The sequence below is a fragment of the Paenarthrobacter sp. UW852 genome, from assembly GCF_024608385.1.
Lineage (GTDB): Bacteria > Actinomycetota > Actinomycetes > Actinomycetales > Micrococcaceae > Arthrobacter.
In genome coordinates, this window is record NZ_JAMSGY010000003.1 from 338,588 (window position 1) to 355,829 (window position 17,242).

The window sequence follows — 17,242 nt, forward strand, 5'->3', positions numbered from 1 at the left end:
GCTCGGTTACTTGGAGACAGTTCCGAGGCGGAACTTGAAGGACGGATCCAGTGTCTTGTCGACACCGTTCACGCCACTGCCGACCACTGCCACCTGGGCACCCTGGAGCAGGGGCAAGGTGGAGATGTCCTTGGCCAGTGCGTTCTGGACATCCTTGATGTCGGATTCGCGCTTGGTCTTGTCCGCTTCGGTGAGCTGCTTGGCGATGAGGTCGTTGACCGTGGCGTTGTTGTAGTGGTTCTTGAGGAAGCCGCCCTCCGGGAAGAACGGGGTGAGGTAGTTGTCAGCGTCGCTGAAGTCCGGGAACCAACCGAACTGGAACAGCGGGTACTCGTCGGCGCGGCTGGCCTTGCTGTAGGTCACCCACTCGGTGGATTGCAGGTTGACCTTGAACAGGCCGGACTTCTCCAGCTGTTCCTTCACCATGGCGTATTCGTCGCCGGAGGATCCACCGTAGTGGTCCGGGTTGTACTGCAGGTTCAGTGAGACGGGTTCAGTGATCCCGGCATCTGTCAGGACCTTCTTGGCCTTGTCCAGGCTCGGCTTGCCGGCGTCGCCATAGGCGTCCTTGAAGGACTCGTTGGCTCCCATGAATCCGTTGGGGACGTTCGAGTACAGGGGCAGGTAGGTGCCCTTGTAAACCTGGTCGGCGATGGCCTGGCGGTCAACAAGGTTGGCGATTGCCTGCCGCACGGCAAGTGCCTTGGCGGGATCAGCACCGGTGGCCTTGGTTCCGAACGGCATGGTGTCGAAGTTGAAAGTGATGTAGCGGATTTCGCCACCGGGGCCTGTGAGGACCTTGACTTTGGAATCCTTGCGGAGATCGTCGATGTCCGTCGCGCTGAGGCTGCGGAAGGCAACGTCAATGGCACCTTGCTGGATTTCCAGTTTCAGGTTGGTGGGGCTGGCGTAGTACTTGATGGTGGCGGCGTCGTTCGCCGGCTTGCCAAGGACACCCTTGTAATCGGCAAATGCCTTGAAACTGACCAGCTCGTTCTTTTTGTAGCTGTCGATTGTGTACTGGCCATAGAAGGCGTTGGCCTTGATGATTTCGTCGTCCGAGAGGATCTTGTCTGCCGGGAAGACTTCATCGTCCACGATCGGCGCGGCAGGGCTGCTGAGAATCTGGCTGAACGTTTGGTCATTGGCGTTCTTGAGCTTGAACACCACGGTGGTGGCATCCGGTGCGCTCACGCTTTGGATGTTGGTAAGCAACGAGGCCGGTCCAGCGGGGTCGTTGATGGCTACCTGGCGGTCGAACGAGAATTTGACGTCCTTGGAGTCCAAGGTGTGGCCATTGGCCCACTTGAGCCCCGACTTGAGCTTGACCGTGTACTCGGAAGGGGACGTGAACGACGCCGATTCGGCGAGGTCGGGTACGGGCTCTGCGCTGCCCGGCTTGGAATTGAGGAGGAAGGAGTAGACCTGGTTCATCACCATGAATGAACCGTTGTCGTAGGAGCCTGCCGGGTCAAGGGAGGTGACCTTGTCCGTGGTGCCGTAGGCGATGGGGCCGCCGGCAGCCGGAGCGGATGATGAACCGCCTCCGGAGGGCCCGGTGCATGCCGTCAAGGCGAATGCGGAGATGCCCGCCAGCGCGATAACGCCGTGTAGGGCCTTCTTGTTCAGTGCCATCTGGTGAACCTTCTGTTCGATGGATTGGGCGCGCCGCCGTGGAAAATTTGTGACGGCGGACACTCTTGATCCCACGATTCAACCAGACTTCCCGAGCGGAGAACCCCGGATTTTGTGATTCGAGACATAAAATTTACCTTCCAGTAGCTTTCTTCTTCGTCCGGCAGCCGTTGCCCGGCCGCGGAGGCGGGAATATGGTGGTCCCGGGTGATCAGTCAAGGGGCGACGGCTTGGACAAGCACATGGATAAGGCAGCACTCTGCGTAGGTATCAATCAGTTCGCTTCCCTGCCGCAGTCGAGCTGGCTACAGGGCTGCGTGAACGATGCCAACGACCTGGCCGCTGTCCTGGCAGACTCCTACGGCTTCGAGGCTTCGGCCATCACTGTTCTCTGCGACGCCCAGGCCACGAAGAAGTCAGTCATGGCGGAGCTGAACAAACTGGTGGACGCGGCGGTCGCCGGCAAAGCCACACATCTCGTTTTCACCTTTTCCAGCCACGGCACCCAAATCCCTGATACCAACGGGGACGAGGACGACAGCCTGGATGAGGCTTTCGCCTGCCATGACATCAACAGCAGCGGGGACGCGTGGGACCCCGACACCGTGATCTCGGATGATGAACTCTCAGCCGTTTTTGCCCGCCTGCCCGCAGGTGTCCTCATGGACGTTGTCCTGGACACCTGCCACAGCGGCACGGGGCTCAAGTCCCTGGACTTGCTACCTGGCAGGCGGCCACGTTTCCTCCCCGCACCGACGCCGGAAGCTGCCATAGCGAACGAAGACAAGGAGCTCCGAAGCCTGCGCGACCTGGTCAAAACCGCCAAGCTGTCAGCTCCAGTGCTGATGGCGGCCTGCCGATCGGACCAAACGGCCGCCGACGCGTTGATAGAGGGCCGCTATAACGGCGCCTTCACCTACAACTTCCTGAAGACACTCCGATCCGACGGGGCGTTGGGGCGGGCCGAAATCCTCAAGCTGGTCAGCAAAGGCCTGAAGGCCGGAGGCTTTGACCAAGTGGCGCAACTGGAAGCCCCCAGAGCAGCCCGCAAGGCCGCATGGGGAACGTGACAGTTCGGGCATGAATCGCCTAGTCACCGGTGCCGTGAAACCTGTTTCGCACGCCCGCTGAGGCGGCCAGCTCGGCGTCGTGCTGTTGGTCGGAACCGAACAACTTCCCTTGCCGGTCCCGGTCCATCACGGGCTTCAGCGCGGCATACACGAGCCGCCCACCGGCGTCGAACCGCAAAAGTCCTCCACCCCGAATGTCAACGTAGTCCCTTGTGGTCCTCAACCCGAGGCGGACGTTCGCTTCCCGCCGGCTCATCCGCACCGTCTGGATGAACGAAGCCCCAATTTCGGAAATGACGAACCCGTCCGGGGACACGCGCTCCGATGTCCGGACGCGCGTGGAGCTCAGTGGCGTCCGTCGTTCCAGCCGTGCCGCGTCCAGGAGCCTCGGGTTTTCCCAGACGAAGCGCTGCACTTCCTGGGGGTCCGAGCCCAGGGCCGATAGGCGGATGGGATAGCGGAGCCCCTGGTAGTTCTCAACGCCGCTGATGTTGTCCCTGGACACCCTCCGGATGCCGATTGCGGAGAATTCCGCTTGAAGCGCCTCGCGGTACCCGTGGATGTCCTCCGGGACCATGTCCAGGTCGGCTGCGATGATGCCCCGCAGGAGATCACGCCAGGACACATCAACCGGCGGCATGTAGGACAGTCCCCGGATAACCATCCGCAGGACCCGGGTTGCCACGATGGACCCGGATTCGGCTTTTTGCCGGAGGCTTTGCCCGTCTCCCAGCCTGGCATTCCTTTCGCCCCAGAGCCGCTGGACGGCACGGAGCACGGCGCCCACCACCACGGCACCGCGTGCATGAGGTTCGCACAGCTCCTGCCAGTGGTCGGGGACAACGCCCACGAACGGCTCACGCAGCGGCCCCCGGGCGAACAGGTCGCGGGCGAAATCGAACAGCGATCGCATCATGACCACGTCGTCGACCACCTGCCCGGCTCCGAAACCGGCTCGGGCTGCTTCAAGTTGACGGTAGACGACGTCCCGCGAAGAAAAGACCGAAAGGATAGCCACGAGGTCAGCCAGGGCCTCGTGCATCGCCAGCTGCTCCATGGTGGCCAGCTCATCGGCCCAGGCGGGACGGAATCCGTCCAGGATCGCGTGCGTCACCTCGTGGGCCACGATGTCCCTGTAGAGGGCCGTCGGAACCTTGTATCCCATCCGATCCACCGAGCCGAAGCGGATGATGTTGCTTCCACGCTGGTATCCGGTATCCGTGGCTGTGACCAGGTCGCGGGCTTTGAGGACCACGCGCCCCTCCGGGTTCCAAGGCATGCGCCGTCCCAGGGTGCTTTCAAAGATGTCCAAGGTGCTCATCGCCACCCCGTACACATGTTGGGCCAGGAAGCGGGTGTCATCCAGCAGCTCCCGCAGACCGTGCGGCGGCGGCTCGTCGACCAACTGCCAGGGGTCTCCCTGCCTGGTAAGCGTCACCGGGGATACGTTGGTACCGCGCCACTTCCGGATATGGATCGCGTAGCGGTGCCCGGTGGGTCCGCGCCTCAGCCGTTCCACAGGGATCCGTACCTGCGCCGTCTCCGGGGCAGTACCGTCCGCTCCGATTGGCCCCTCAGCCAGGACGGTCACCGTGACCATTTGCCCGGCTTTGACATCTCCCGGGCCCTTCTTTGGAAATGCCACAGTCATCGCCATCCCGGATGCGGACCCCACATACCGCAGCGGAAACGCTGCTTAGCCCAGTATGGAGGCCGGCCAATCCGGTGGCAATGGCCCTTTAGAGTGCCGCGCGCTGGAGGGAGCGGGCGGCATCGATGGTTGCCTGGCCCAGTACCCTGCTCCCTTGGTAGAGCACGACTGTCTGGCCCGGCGCAACCCCACGCAAGGGATCTGTCAGGGTAACCACGAGCTCAGCCCGCTCAATGCCGGAGTCGTCGGTCACTGCTTCCACGCGTGCAATTGCCGGCACGGGATCACCGTGGGCGCGGACCTGGGCGTAGCAATCGAACTCCGCACCAGTAGCAACCTCGGAGATGGGCAGGCCTGCCCACGAAACCTTGATGCCGCGAATCTCATCGATGGCCAGGAGCGCTTCGGGACCAACCACCACTTTGTTTTCCTTGGGACGGATCTCCAGGACAAACCGGGGCTTGCCATCGGCAGCGGGCGTCCCGAGCTTCAGGCCGCGACGCTGTCCCACCGTGAAGGCATTGGCGCCGGGATGCTCCCCGACTTTGGCGCCGGTTTCATCGACGATATCGCCGGTGGTCATCTCGATCTTTTCGGCCAGCCAGCCACGGGTGTCGCCGTCGGAAATGAAGCAAATATCGTGGCTGTCCGGCTTGTTTGCCACGGACAGGCCCCGGCGTTCAGCTTCGGCGCGGACCTCCGCCTTGGACGGCGTATCAGCGAGCGGGAACATGGAGTGCTTGAGCTGCTCGTGGGTCAGGACACCCAGAACGTAGCTCTGGTCCTTTGCCCAGTCAGCGGCACGATGGAGTTCGCGGTTGCCGTCGGCATCTTCGATGACCTTGGCATAGTGGCCGGTGCACACAGCATCAAAACCCAAAGCAATGGCCTTCTCCAGCAATGCGGCGAACTTGATGCGCTCGTTGCAGCGCATGCACGGATTGGGCGTGCGCCCGGCGGCGTATTCATCGATGAAGTCCTGGACCACGTCTTCCTTGAAACGCTCCGAGAAGTCCCACACGTAGTACGGGATTCCCAGGACATCGCAAGCACGCCAAGCGTCACGGGAATCCTCGATGGTGCAGCAACCGCGGCTTCCGGTGCGGAGGGTCCCCGGCATGCGCGACAACGCGAGGTGGACCCCGACGACGTCGTGCCCCGCTTCGACGGCGCGGGCGGCTGCCACGGCGGAGTCGACTCCGCCGCTCATTGCTGCAAGTACTCGCATGCTGGCTTTCTGTGTGTTTGGGGCTGCCCTGTGTCCGGCCCGGAACGGCCAGTGTGCCCGTCCATTCTAGCTCGCAGTAGCCGGAGTGTGCTAAATGCCTTGACCACTCCTGCCCGTAATTCTAAAATGAGAACAACTGATTTTAGAATCGAGCTGACATGGCTTCAGGACAAATGGTCATATCCGGCGGTGGCCTTGCCGGCGCCACTGCCGCAAGGACCCTCCGGGACGAAGGTTTCGATGGTCCCATCACACTGCTCTGCGCCGAGAACCGTATCCCCTACCTCCGCCCTCCCCTTTCAAAGGAATTCCTCCTCGGAAAGGCGGGCGAAGATTCCGTGCCGGTGGTTCCTGCCGGCTGGTACCAGGAGAACGGCGTCGAACTCCTGCTTGGCAGCGCCGCGGTGGAGCTCGATCCGTCCAACCATCGGATAGTGCTGCAGGGTGGCCACCGTCTGGAATACGCCAAACTGCTCATCGCCACCGGCGCACGCCCCAGGACCATCCCCCTTCCCGGCTCGGACCTGGCGGGCGTCATGACCTTCCGGACCTTCGAGGACAGCCTGCGGCTGCAAAGCCTCCTCAAAGCCGGCGGCAGGAAAGTGGTCATGATCGGATCCGGCTGGATCGGCATGGAATTGGCGGCGGCAGCCCGCACGTACGGCAACGACGTCACTCTTCTCGGGCTGGAGGATATTCCGCTGAGTGCCGCCATTGGACCGAAATTGGGCCGCTACTTCCAACGCCTTCACCAGGATCACGGTGTGGCCTTCAGGCTTCCGGCGAGCGCGGCGGGAATCGAGGGACGCGCCGGAACAGTGGAAGCAGTGGTCACGGACACGGGCGAAAGGCTCCCGGCCGACGTCGTCATCGTTGCCGTCGGCGTCGTCCCGGATACCGCGCTCGCCGAGACAGCCGGCCTGGCCGTCCGCAACGGGATCCTGGTGGACAGCGCCCTCCGCACCAGTGCCCCGGACGTCCTCGCCGCAGGAGATGTGGCCAACGCCCTCCATCCGTTCACCGGCGAACACCACCGCAACGAACACTGGTCCAACGCACTCAACGGCGGCAAGACCGCGGCGAGGTCGATGCTTGGCCAGGACGCCACGTTTGATGCTGTGCCCTACTTCTATACCGACCAGTTCGAGGCGAGCATGGAATACTCAGGCTTCCCTTCACTGGCATCCGGCCTTTCTCCCGTCATTCGCGGCACCGTGGCTGACGGCAGCTTCATCGCTTTCTGGGTCAACGACGGATGCGTGGTTGCAGGCATGAGCCTCAACCAACGCCGTGTCCAGAAGGCGATCAAGGCCCTCATTACGGGCAGGGTACGCGTTGGCCTGGATCGGCTGACCGATCCGGCAGTCCCCCTCGAGGAACTTCTGCCCACCCCGTAACGGGGCGGAACTGCCCACGCCTTGGCGGCGCGCAACAGCTCAGGCCTGGTGTTGCCTGGCTACCGTCGCCGCCGTTTGAATGCTGGACTCGTGACCGGCCATCCCGGCCTGACGTGCCCGTGCACAGGCCTCCGGCAGGGCCTTGAGGAGTGCGTCGACGTCGGCATCCGTAGAGCTGTGGCCCAGGGTAAACCGCTGTGCCCCGCGGGCCGTGTCCTCATCCAAACCCATGGCAAGGAGGACATGCGAAGGGCGCGGCACTCCCGCGGTGCATGCCGATCCCGTGGACGACTCCACGCCGGCCAGGTCAAGGAGGAAGAGCAGCGAATCCCCTTCACATCCCGGGAACGTGAAGTGGGCGTTGCCGGGCAGGCGGCCAGCGCCCGGCGCTCCCCGCAGTACGGCATCGGGAACCGCCGCCAGGACGCCGTCGATCAGGCGGTCGCGCAGGCCAGCCAGCCGCTCCTGCTCTTGGGCCAAATGGGCGGTGACTGCTTCGGCGGCCGCAGCGAACGCAGCGATGGCCGGCGTGTCCAGGGTTCCCGAACGTACGTCCCGCTCCTGGCCGCCACCATGCTGAACCGGAGTCAAGGTCACGGCCCTGCCCAGGAACAACGCGCCCACGCCCACTGGTCCGCCGAGCTTGTGACCTGAGACGGACATTGCAGACAGGCCCGATCCCCGGAAGTCGACGGGAACAGAACCGAATGCCTGGACGGCGTCCGAATGCACCGGGATTCCGTGGGGCTTTGCCAGCCCCACCACCTCGGCTACCGGCTGGATGGTCCCGACCTCATTGTTGGCCCACATCACGGTAATCAAGGCGATCGAATCAGGGTCACGTTCGATCTCGCGCTGGAGTACATCCAACCGGACGGCGCCTTCACTGTCCACGGGAAGCCATACGACGTCGGCCGCCTCGTGGCGCTCGAGCCACTCAACGGTGTCCATGACGGCGTGATGTTCGACGGCGGAGCAGAGGATGCGGGTCCGGCGCGGATTTTCGTCACGGCGGGCCCAGAACAGGCCTTTGACAGCCAGGTTGTCCGCTTCAGTTCCACCCGAAGTGAAGATCACTTCCGATGGATGGGCGCCGGCTGCGGCAGCCAACGTCTCGCGGGCATCCTCCACCGCGCGGCGTGCACGACGGCCCGCGCCGTGAAGCGAGGACGGATTGCCTGTTCGCGCCAGCTCACGCGTCATGACGGCGAGCGCTTCAGCCGAAAGGGGCGTGGTGGCAGCGTGATCGAGGTATACAGGCACCTTGCAATTCTACCGGGCCGCGTCGTGGCCGGAGTCGTCAATGTGGCGGGTGATCCTGGCGCAGCAATGTCCGGGCCCTGTGTCTCCCACCACCGTTGACGGGTCGGCACCGGACGTCACCGCCACACCCCGCAGGAAGGCCCCGTTCATGGGGCAAACCACCTCTGAGTGGTCCCGGGAGAGTCGATGGAAGGGGCAGTTGAGCAGCCGGTACCCGCCGGCGTCGTCGGGCGTTGGCTGGTAGCCGCAGTCGGCGAGTGCGCCAATGAAGTCACCCGATCGACCGGCCTCCCTGCCGGAGGCATCGGCCACATCGAGAAGGGCATGTGAGACCGGAACTCCCTCCGCCGCGGAGTGGGCAATCGCGGAAGCCATGAGGTGGCCGGCAAGGTCGTAGCTCCGCTGCGGAACCGAGGCGCCGACTTCATCGAGTGTGGGCCTGTAGAGCTTGGCGGGCCGCCCGGACCCGGGACCGGTTTTACCTCCCGGCCTTTTGAACTCTGCGCGAAGAAGCCCGTCATCCACCAGCCGGTCCAGATGGAAGGAGGCCGTGCTTCGCGGTAGTCCAAGGGCCGTGGCAGCCTGGTCCCGGCCAACGGCTTCACCCGATGCCAGCACGTACTGGTACAGCGCCCGGCGGTTCTCCTCCCCCAAGGAGGCTACGGCGGCGATTTTTCGGATCCAGGGGAAGTCGGTTGCGCCCATGGGAACAGCTTATCTCTAAAAGTAGATTCATTGATTTAAGAATCCGTCGGTTCTAAAATCAAGGTATCTATTTTTAGAAAGGATGAGTCATGGAAACCTCAACAACAGCAATGCCGCGGGCCACATTTCGCCGCAACCCCGACCGGCAGGCGTTCATCCTGCTACGGACCCTCTTTACGGTCGCACCCGTGGTTTTCGGCCTCGACAAGTTCACCAACCTCCTGACGGAGTGGACCCACTACCTCGCTCCCGTTGCCACGGCCGTGGTACCGGTGCCTGCGCAAGTCTTCATGTATGGGGTGGGCGTGGTGGAGGTAGTCGCCGGGTTCCTGGTCGCTGTGCGTCCGCGCGTAGGCTCTTTGGTGGTTGCCGCCTGGCTGCTCGGCATCATCGTCAACCTTTTGGTCCTTGGCGCGTTCTTCGATGTTGCGCTGAGGGATTTCGGCCTCCTCATAGGAGCATTGGCGCTGAACCGCCTCGCCACAGCCCGAGCACCGCAAGGCTAGGACCCAGCCGGGCAAGCCGCTCAGGACGGGGGAACCACTGCCAGCTTGGAAACCATCTCCGCCCGCGCGCTCGCGAGCGCTCCTGGATTCGGACAAGCGAGGGAGATGTACACCGAGGACGCCGGCGCACTGAACAGCCTTGCCAGCACCAGCGCCGCGGTCCCTCCGGAGGATGACGAGTCCAGGGCGAGGAACTCTACACTGTGCTGCGGTTTGTCAGCGTCTCCTCCCCATCGAAGTGAGGCGGGCTTCAGAGTCTCGGCGGCGATCCCGGGATCCAGGTATTGGAACAAGGCCCTGGTTGAAGCGTTGTCGTCGCCTGGGACCACCAGAGGGCCCTGGTTGACGCTAACCCGGATTGCCAACGCGCATCCATCAGTCCTTTGGTACCGGACTTCGCCCTGCAGGCCCGAATGAACCAGTGACCACCCGGGCACCTCCTCCATCCGGCTGGAGACCGTCACAGGATCCCCCGAAGCCAAGGTGCTTCCTGCAGTCATGGGAAGGTCCTTGGCAGCCACGGCCTCCGCATCGTGCCCGGGCGTAATGGTGGGGGTCGAAAGCGTGGACTCCGACGGCGAGGGCTTCGGCGCTTCCGGATCCGGGACGTTGACGCTGCAAGAGGCCAACAGGACAACTACGGCGGCGATGGCAGCCGACCCGGCCAACCGCCGTCGAACATTCCCTGACACTGTCGCTCAAGCCCCTTCCGGCTTTCCCGGCCCCGGCCCGCGGCCCTGACGCGATCGAGTCTATCCGGCTACCGCTCAGGCGAGGACGCGCAAGCCGCCAGGCACCACTTCCACATCGACAGGCAATTCGCCCAGCCTCTCGCCGTCGGCATAAGCAACGACACCAGCAGCCTCCAGCCGCACCTGCCTCACCCTGCGGATCTGTACTGCCGGGTGGTCGGTATGGTTTCCCGCAAACACCTTGGGGAAGACAGCCAGGAAGCGCAGCCTGGAAAGCGGCCGCACCACGAACAGGTCCAACCATCCATCGTCAGGGGCGGCTTGCGGGGTGATCCTCATCCCGCCACCGATCGATTGCCCGTTGGCCACGGAGATCAACAACGCCCGCTGCCTCCACTGCCGGCCGTCTGCAGTCACCCGATATTCGATCGGACCGAAGGAGACAAGCTCACGCAGCATCGCCAGGTTGTATCGGTTCTTTCCCCGCGGCCAACGCCAGGAATTGGCCCGTTCATTGACTGCTGCATCGAAACCGGCTGAGAGCACCCCTGCAAAGCAGGTGGTGCGACCCTCCACGGTGACCCGTCCGACGTCGATCTTCCGCCCATCGAACGCCAGCGCGGCCAGCGCCTGCCTGCACGCAGCGGTGGTGTCATGGAGGGGCAGGTTCAGCAAACGCGCCACGTCATTGCCAGTACCGCTGGGGACGATACCCAATGGAATGTCCTTGCCAGCAAGGGCATTGACGCCCAGGTGGACCATGCCATCGCCTCCCACCACCACCAACGCAGCCACACCCGTCCCGCCCAGCGCGCGGTCCACCATGTCAGCCAGGGCGCCATAATCTTCAGCTTCGAGCACGACGACGTCCCAGCCTGCAGCGCGGAAACACCCTGCGGCCTGGTGCCCGGCATGGCGGGTACGGCCGAAGGAAGCAGCAGGATTTATTGCCAGGACAATATGTCCCGATGCGCCGGAGGACGGGACGGGAAGGGCGGGTGACGTCACAGCCTGCATTATGCCAGCCGGGAACCACGCACCCTCCTGCACTCGTTCACCACGTAGCTGGATAAACTTGCCAGTGCCGCGCCTGTCTTGCGCGGACCGTCATAAGAGAAGGGCCCGTGCTTGGCCGAGGGCAGCAGTTCGCACTATCAGGTTCTCCGTGTCTCCGTCACCGCGACGGACAAGGAGATCAAAGTGGCCTACCGCAAGGCCGCCCGTATGGCCCACCCCGATCACGGCGGAGAAGCGGAAATGTTCCGGCGGGTGACCTTGGCCTACGAGACATTGATCGATCCACAGCGCAGGGCAGAATATGACCGCCGCTATGCCAGCGGAGCGTCGGGTGTCAGCCAGCCGCGGCCAGGCGATTACACGGGCGCGTCCGCTCCGGGTCCGACCACCAACATCAAACGACCCCAAGCCCAACGAAACACAGCCGGCGATCCCCCGGTCTACGTCCCCGGCTTTGAGGACCCCAACGAGGTTCCCCTTATCTCCGCGGCAGAGGCGGCCCGGCAAGTCCACGGCATACCCCGCAAACGCGGCATCTTTGGCGCCGAAGCGCGCATCCAGCGCGAAATGAGAACGGTCCAACTCATCAGCCGGCAAGTCCTGACCGCTATCCCCGCCGCCCGCCTGATCAACGGTCTCCGGTCGCCGTCGGACAATAACCACATCGATCACGCTGTCCTGTCGGGCTACCGGCTTGCCCTGGTGGGCTCCATGCTGCTGCCCAAAGGCGCCTATGCGTGGGACGGACAATCGCTGCGGCATGGCGGACGTTCCGTTGCTCCCCCGCAACTGGCTCACATCGTCCGCCATATGCAGGAGATCTTTCCTGAACTGAACGTCACCGGCTGGGTGGTCCTGCACAGCCCGGACGGAAACCTCCACGAACCGGTCATCGACCAGTACGGCAAGGGCCAGTCCACCCACAACCCGGTGGAAGTGGTCAATGGCGCCGGTCTGGCTCGGGGCTTGAAGCAGTTCCTCAGCTCCGGCCCCGCACCCAACACCGTTGTAGTCCCGGTGTTGGCACGCCTCCTCCGCGGGATGCACTAAGCCCAATCAGTAGCTCCTCCGGGCCCCTGACTAAGATGGGACAGTGTTCCGCATCCTTTTCCACACTCCAGAAATCCCGGGCAATACGGGCAACGCTATCCGCCTGGCGGCCATCACCGGGGCTGAGCTCCATTTGGTGGAGCCCTTGGGTTTCGACTTCTCCGACGCCAAGCTGCGCCGCGCCGGCCTCGATTACCACGACCTGGCTGTCGTGACTGTCCACAAGGACATCGACGCCGCGTGGTCGGCCCTGCAGCCGGAGCGCGTCTTCGCCTACACCGCCGACGGCGAAACGTCCTACACGGACATCAGCTACCGCGAAGGGGACGTCCTGATGTTCGGCCCCGAGTCCGTGGGCTTGCCGGAATGGCTCAAGCAGGATCCCCACGTCACAGCACGTGTACGCCTGCCCATGAAGCCTTCCCTCCGCTCACTGAACCTGGCCAACGCGGCCTCGATCGCAGTCTTCGAGGCCTGGCGGCAAAACGGATTCGCGGGCGCCAAACTCTAGCCCATCCAAGGACCCCACAGCACCGAATACCTTATGCAGGGACAACCCTGGCGCGGATATTCATTGAGGGAGCCTACGTGAGCGTGCAGCAGACCAGCGTGATGGCAGCAAGGCACCGTCCCGCCGCGCCCACAACACCAGCGGCTCATGCTGCGCGATTCAAACGGGACAACATATGCTGGACGGTGATGGACATCCCCAACAAACCCTCCGTTCCGGTGGTCGAGCCGGCCGATACTGCGACAGACCTGAACTCGCAGCTCACCGGCCTGCTCAACCTTGTGGCCGCAGGAGACCAGCAGGCCTTCGCAGAGTTCTACCGTCTCACTTCGCGGAGGGTATTCGGCATGGCCAAGCGGGTCCTGATTGACCCGGACCTCAGCGAAGACGCCACCCAGGAAGTCTTCATCCAGGTATGGGAAGGCGCAGCAAAGTTTGACCGTGCCGCAGGAACTCCGCTGGCCTGGCTCATGACCATCGCGCATCGTCGCGCCATTGATCGGGTGCGTTCCGTGCAGTCCGCAACGGACCGTGAGGCCAAATACGGCGCAGCCAGCTTGGACCCGGACAGGGACGTGGTGGCAGAGGAAGCGGACAGCAACCTCGAAGCCGAGGCCGTCAGCCGATGCCTTGGCACCTTGACTGACACCCAGCGCGAGTCGGTCCGGCTCGCCTACTACGGCGGCCTGACCTACAGGGAAGTGGCCGAGCACCTTGGCGCCGCCGTTCCCACGATCAAGTCCCGCATCCGCGACGGACTGCTGCGCCTGAAGACCTGCCTGGGGGTGGGTTCCTTTGAGTGAGAACACTGGTGGAGGCTTTATCCGCAGAATGTTTGCCAACGACATTGCTACCGACCTCGCCGAGGGCCGGGTCCTCGAATTGGCTGAGATCTATGCCCTGGACGCCGTCAGTGACGATGAACGGGCCATGATCGATGAGTACGTCAAGGACGCCCCCGAAGCTCCGGAATTCCTGGAGCGGGTCCGTGAAGCCCGCGAGACCCTTGCGGTCAGCTTTGCGCCCGAGGAAGAGCCGCCTGCCGCGCTTTTCGGAAACATCATGGACCGCATCACCAAGGACGCTGCAACGGAGCCGGCTTCCGCGCCCGCAGCGCCTGCGGTGGCCGGGCCCGCCGTCGACGATCTCGCGGCAGCCAGGGCAAAGCGCGAAGAACGCCGCAATGGTGGCGCGCGCCGATGGATCGTAGGAGCGGCAGCCGCCGCGGCGCTTGCCCTGGGTGGGATTGGTGTGGGGTCGTATGTCTCCGCCCAAAATGATCCCGTCAACCAGGTCCTCCAGGCACAGGATGTCCAGAAGCAGTCTGCAGCGGTTCCCGGCGGCGGCACAGCCACCATCTCGGCGTCCTCGGCCAAGGACTCCTTTGTGGTCCTGATGAATGGCGTAGCACCTGCACCCGAGGGCAAGGTCTACCAGCTGTGGACGCTGCCAAAGGACGGATCCGCCCCCGTACCCCAAGGCACCATGGACGCCCAAACGCTCTCAAAGCCGGCAGTTGTAAAAGGCCTCTCCTCGGCATCCTCGGTCGCCATCACCGTGGAACCGGCAGGCGGGTCAAAAGCACCCACCACGGCCCCCGTGCTCGTAGTGGCGTTGTCTGCTTGAGCGCTGACGCGCTGATTTAACGCCCGACGGCGGCCGCCCCACCAACAAGGGACGGCCGCCGTCGGCGTCTTAATGCGTTCCGGAACCTATAACACCAGCGACAGCAGCATCACGAAGCCGAATCCAACCACGGAAATCAAGGTCTCCATGACCGACCACGTCTTGAACGTTTGCCCGACCGTGAGGCCGAACAGTTCCTTGACCAACCAGAATCCGGCGTCGTTGACATGCGATAGGAACAGCGAGCCGGCGCCGATCGCCAACGCAAGCAGAGCTGCATGAGTTGGGCTCAGGCTGCTGGCAAGGGGTGCGACGATACCGGCTGCGGTCACCGTAGCAACTGTTGCCGAGCCGGTGGCCAGGCGGAGGGCCACTGCGACAATGAAGCCCAGGACCAGGACCGACATGTTGGCCCCTTCTGCCCACTTCTTGACGGCGTCTCCCACTCCGGCACCAATGAGCGTCTGCTTGAAACCGCCGCCTGCACCCACAATGAGGAGGATGGCTGCGATGGGGCCAAGGCTCTCCCCCAGTTTGGCCGTGATCCTGGTTCCGGTGAATCCCACGGCGTAGCCGAAGGTAACGATTGCCAGGAGCACAGCAAGGGTCATGGCTACCAGCGGCTGGCCGACGAAGTCGAAGAAGATCCTGATGCCGGGCGCAGTTGCGGCGTCCGGCCAAATGATGCCACCCAAGGCCTTCAGGAGCATCAGGACAACCGGGAAGATGATGGTCAGCAGAGTCACGCCAAAGGAAGGCTGGCGCTTGACGTCGCTCAAGTCCGCCGTGTGCTGGGTGTCAATGCCACCTGCAACGGCCGGAGCATCCACGGGGACCCAACGGGCTGCAAGGCGTGAGAAGAGGGGACCACAGATGATTACGGTGGGGATCGCCACCAAAATGCCCAGGCCCAGCGTTGTGCCGAGCTCCGCTTTCACTGCACTGATGGCAATGAGCGGTCCCGGGTGCGGTGGCACGAGGCCGTGAAGCACCGACAGGCCAGCCAGTGCCGGGATGGCTATGCGCATCAGCTTCATCTTGGATCGCTGGGTGACCAGCACGATGACCGGCAGCAGCAGGACGAGCCCGATCTCGAAGAACATCGGCAGGCCGATGATGACCGCGACCAGGGTGATCATCCAGACCAGCTTGTTACCGCTGGCCTTGGCCAGCAGCGTATCAACAACCCGGTTGGCCCCGCCGGAATCGGCGAGCAACTTCCCGAGCATGGCGCCAAGGGCAATCAGCAGGCCGACTTCCTTCAGGACACCGCCCACGCCGTCCTCGAAGTTGGTGATGACTTTCCCCAGCTCCACCCCTGACGCAAGCCCAACAAAGGCTGAGCCCAGAACAAGTGAAAGGAACGGGTGCATTTTGAGCTTTGCGATCAGCACCACGATCAGGGCGATTCCCAGCGCCGCAACTACCAGGAGCTGGGTGTCGTGCGCGGTCCATTGCTGCACTTCCGTCGCAGCTTCCAAGGCCTTCACGAGGCACTCGTTCCGGTATTGGCACCCATGGGGCGAAGACCAAGCCGCTCGATGACTTCGTCAGCTTCCTCGGCCGGCGAGGCGGAAACGCACAGCGAGATGTAGTTCTCGTCGTCGGTGGGTTCCTCCAGGGCGTCAAACTGCGATTCCAGAAGCGACGGCGGCATGAAATGCCCGTGCCTGGAGGCCAGTCGGTCCGAGATCTTGTCCTTGCTTCCCTGCAGGAATACGAACACCACGCCTTCGCCGCGGAGAACGTCGCGGTACTTCTTTTTCAGTGCCGAGCACGTAATGATTGCCGGGATTCCGGCGTCCGTGCGCTGACGGATCCAGTCCGAAATGATGTCCAGCCAAGGCCAACGGTCCTCATCAGTGAGGGCGAGCCCCGACTGCATCTTGGCGACGTTGGCTTCGGGGTGAAGGTCGTCGCCCTCAGCGAGATCCCATCCCAGCTTCCCGGCGAGAACACCGGCCACAGTCGATTTGCCGGAACCGGAGACTCCCATAATCACCAGTACGGGTTGTTGCGCAGTCTTCGCCATCAAAGTCTGCCTTCCTCGAATAAATATGATTTAACCGAGGTCAAGCATATGACACGGGTTACATCACGGCAATATCAGAAGCCTGCTATGGTGCTGGATCCATTGACAGACACCACATGGAAGCCCTCGGCGCTGGTCCCCTCCGGCAGTCCGGCACGCTGTCCGTTAGCGACCATGAGGCCGCGGACCACCCTCTCCATCGCTTCGACATCCGGGTGCTGGCTCGCGTGGACCCGTATGGCGTCGAGCTTGGCGGAAACGTGGGCCGAGACATCCACGAAGTGGTTCTCCCGGGCCTCCGGGCTCGAGATAAACCAGAGCCACGGCAACTTGTAGGCCTCGAGCCCGGCCTCCGCCAGTTCCGGATAAGCGAAGGGATTCTCCACCGCCGGATACACGGCCCGGGTCACCGCTTCCCCTGCCGCAAGGTGGTCGGGGTGGCTCTTCTGGAGGCGGTCCCAGTTCCGCTCCGGATGCATGGTCAAGACGATGTCCGGCCGGATCTCACGGATCAGCTTCACCACCTGCTTGATGACGCCGTGAGTCGGTTCAAGGTAGCCGTCGCGCTCGTGAAGGTAATGGATGTCAGTGACACCAACCAAAGCAGCGGCCCGCTTCTGCTCCTCGGCCCGCAACTCGATGATGCGTTCCCGGTCCACAGGATCGAATCCGCCGGCATCGCCGTCGGTCATGATGCAGTAGCTGACCTCGACACCGGCTGCCGTCCAGGCTGCGATGGTGCCCGCAGCGCCAAAATCGATGTCGTCAGGATGGGCGGTAAAACAAAGCACCCGCTCGACACGCTCCGTGGAGGCATCGAACGGGCTCTTTGCTGACGGGACGTCAGTAGGCAAAGCGA

The 17,242-nt window shown here is 63.4% G+C and carries 17 protein-coding genes; 7 read left to right on the plus strand and 10 right to left on the minus strand.

What is annotated here, in order from left to right:
* Positions 1–6: 6 nt before the first annotated feature.
* Positions 7–1,635: an ABC transporter substrate-binding protein gene (locus NEK97_RS07715; RefSeq protein ID WP_257369222.1), complete on the minus strand. Its 1,629-nt coding sequence runs from the start codon at positions 1,633–1,635 to the stop codon at positions 7–9.
* Between the two features lie 242 nt (positions 1,636–1,877).
* Here NEK97_RS07715 and NEK97_RS07720 point away from each other — a divergent pair, with 242 nt between their 5' ends.
* Positions 1,878–2,705, plus strand: coding sequence for a caspase family protein (locus tag NEK97_RS07720; protein WP_257369223.1), 828 nt, complete (start codon positions 1,878–1,880; stop codon positions 2,703–2,705).
* A gap of 19 nt (positions 2,706–2,724) precedes the next feature.
* On the opposite strand, the gene NEK97_RS07725 is transcribed toward NEK97_RS07720, so the two are convergent.
* Positions 2,725–4,350, minus strand: a complete 1,626-nt coding sequence (locus NEK97_RS07725; RefSeq protein WP_257369224.1) for a hypothetical protein — start codon at positions 4,348–4,350, stop codon at positions 2,725–2,727.
* Between the two features lie 94 nt (positions 4,351–4,444).
* Positions 4,445–5,566, minus strand: coding sequence for a tRNA 2-thiouridine(34) synthase MnmA (gene mnmA / locus NEK97_RS07730; RefSeq protein WP_257369298.1), 1,122 nt, complete (start codon positions 5,564–5,566; stop codon positions 4,445–4,447).
* A gap of 176 nt (positions 5,567–5,742) precedes the next feature.
* Between mnmA and NEK97_RS07735 the strand changes: the two genes are divergently transcribed.
* A complete protein-coding gene (locus NEK97_RS07735) occupies positions 5,743–6,981 on the plus strand; it encodes an NAD(P)/FAD-dependent oxidoreductase (RefSeq protein WP_257369225.1) in 1,239 nt (412 codons plus the stop codon).
* Between the two features lie 39 nt (positions 6,982–7,020).
* On the opposite strand, the gene NEK97_RS07740 is transcribed toward NEK97_RS07735, so the two are convergent.
* Positions 7,021–8,244: a cysteine desulfurase family protein gene (locus NEK97_RS07740; protein WP_235520628.1), complete on the minus strand. Its 1,224-nt coding sequence runs from the start codon at positions 8,242–8,244 to the stop codon at positions 7,021–7,023.
* Between the two features lie 9 nt (positions 8,245–8,253).
* Entirely contained in the window at positions 8,254–8,949 is a 696-nt protein-coding gene (locus NEK97_RS07745; RefSeq protein ID WP_257369226.1) for a metalloregulator ArsR/SmtB family transcription factor, read from the minus strand.
* A gap of 89 nt (positions 8,950–9,038) precedes the next feature.
* Here NEK97_RS07745 and NEK97_RS07750 point away from each other — a divergent pair, with 89 nt between their 5' ends.
* Positions 9,039–9,455, plus strand: coding sequence for a hypothetical protein (locus NEK97_RS07750; protein WP_257369227.1), 417 nt, complete (start codon positions 9,039–9,041; stop codon positions 9,453–9,455).
* 20 nt (positions 9,456–9,475) lie between these two features.
* Here NEK97_RS07750 and NEK97_RS07755 read toward each other — a convergent pair whose 3' ends face one another.
* Together NEK97_RS07755 and NEK97_RS07760 are read right to left on the minus strand one after the other, a co-directional pair.
* Entirely contained in the window at positions 9,476–10,147 is a 672-nt protein-coding gene (locus tag NEK97_RS07755; protein WP_257369228.1) for a hypothetical protein, read from the minus strand.
* 75 nt (positions 10,148–10,222) lie between these two features.
* Positions 10,223–11,164, minus strand: a complete 942-nt coding sequence (locus NEK97_RS07760; RefSeq protein WP_374111520.1) for a diacylglycerol kinase family protein — start codon at positions 11,162–11,164, stop codon at positions 10,223–10,225.
* A 111-nt stretch (positions 11,165–11,275) separates the two neighbouring features.
* Between NEK97_RS07760 and NEK97_RS07765 the strand changes: the two genes are divergently transcribed.
* The 4 genes from NEK97_RS07765 to NEK97_RS07780 all read left to right on the plus strand — a co-directional run bounded on the left by NEK97_RS07765 (position 11,276) and on the right by NEK97_RS07780 (position 14,351).
* A complete protein-coding gene (locus tag NEK97_RS07765) occupies positions 11,276–12,214 on the plus strand; it encodes a J domain-containing protein (RefSeq protein ID WP_257369230.1) in 939 nt (312 codons plus the stop codon).
* A gap of 43 nt (positions 12,215–12,257) precedes the next feature.
* Positions 12,258–12,725 carry a tRNA (cytidine(34)-2'-O)-methyltransferase gene (locus tag NEK97_RS07770; RefSeq protein WP_211714220.1) on the plus strand — a complete coding sequence of 156 codons (468 nt, stop codon included), beginning with the start codon at positions 12,258–12,260 and terminating at the stop codon, positions 12,723–12,725.
* 77 nt (positions 12,726–12,802) lie between these two features.
* Positions 12,803–13,528: an ECF RNA polymerase sigma factor SigK gene (gene sigK / locus NEK97_RS07775; RefSeq protein ID WP_374111521.1), complete on the plus strand. Its 726-nt coding sequence runs from the start codon at positions 12,803–12,805 to the stop codon at positions 13,526–13,528.
* Positions 13,521–14,351: an anti-sigma factor gene (locus NEK97_RS07780; protein WP_257369231.1), complete on the plus strand. Its 831-nt coding sequence runs from the start codon at positions 13,521–13,523 to the stop codon at positions 14,349–14,351. The genes sigK and NEK97_RS07780 overlap by 8 nt, the downstream gene beginning before the upstream one ends.
* 86 nt (positions 14,352–14,437) lie before the next feature.
* Here the strand turns inward: NEK97_RS07780 and NEK97_RS07785 are convergent, their stop codons facing one another.
* The 3 genes from NEK97_RS07785 to NEK97_RS07795 form a co-directional block, all read right to left on the minus strand.
* Positions 14,438–15,841: a GntP family permease gene (locus NEK97_RS07785; RefSeq protein WP_257369232.1), complete on the minus strand. Its 1,404-nt coding sequence runs from the start codon at positions 15,839–15,841 to the stop codon at positions 14,438–14,440.
* Positions 15,838–16,383 carry a gluconokinase gene (locus NEK97_RS07790; protein ID WP_257369233.1) on the minus strand — a complete coding sequence of 182 codons (546 nt, stop codon included), beginning with the start codon at positions 16,381–16,383 and terminating at the stop codon, positions 15,838–15,840. Before NEK97_RS07790 ends, NEK97_RS07785 begins: the two co-directional genes overlap by 4 nt.
* Before the next feature lie 74 nt (positions 16,384–16,457).
* Positions 16,458–17,237 carry a PIG-L deacetylase family protein gene (locus NEK97_RS07795; RefSeq protein ID WP_257369234.1) on the minus strand — a complete coding sequence of 260 codons (780 nt, stop codon included), beginning with the start codon at positions 17,235–17,237 and terminating at the stop codon, positions 16,458–16,460.
* Positions 17,238–17,242 lie beyond the last annotated feature (5 nt).

Bases quoted from the DNA above. Each gene is read 5' to 3' on its own strand.
- NEK97_RS07715 (WP_257369222.1), bottom strand. From the start codon at position 1,635: ATGGCACTGAACAAGAAGGCCCTACACGGCGTTATCGCGCTGGCGGGC.
- NEK97_RS07720 (WP_257369223.1), top strand. From the start codon at position 1,878: ATGGATAAGGCAGCACTCTGCGTAGGTATCAATCAGTTCGCTTCCCTG.
- mnmA (WP_257369298.1), bottom strand. From the start codon at position 5,566: ATGAGCGGCGGAGTCGACTCCGCCGTGGCAGCCGCCCGCGCCGTCGAA.
- NEK97_RS07735 (WP_257369225.1), top strand. From the start codon at position 5,743: ATGGCTTCAGGACAAATGGTCATATCCGGCGGTGGCCTTGCCGGCGCC.
- NEK97_RS07745 (WP_257369226.1), bottom strand. From the start codon at position 8,949: ATGGGCGCAACCGACTTCCCCTGGATCCGAAAAATCGCCGCCGTAGCC.
- NEK97_RS07750 (WP_257369227.1), top strand. From the start codon at position 9,039: ATGGAAACCTCAACAACAGCAATGCCGCGGGCCACATTTCGCCGCAAC.
- NEK97_RS07760 (WP_374111520.1), bottom strand. From the start codon at position 11,164: ATGCAGGCTGTGACGTCACCCGCCCTTCCCGTCCCGTCCTCCGGCGCA.
- NEK97_RS07790 (WP_257369233.1), bottom strand. From the start codon at position 16,383: ATGGCGAAGACTGCGCAACAACCCGTACTGGTGATTATGGGAGTCTCC.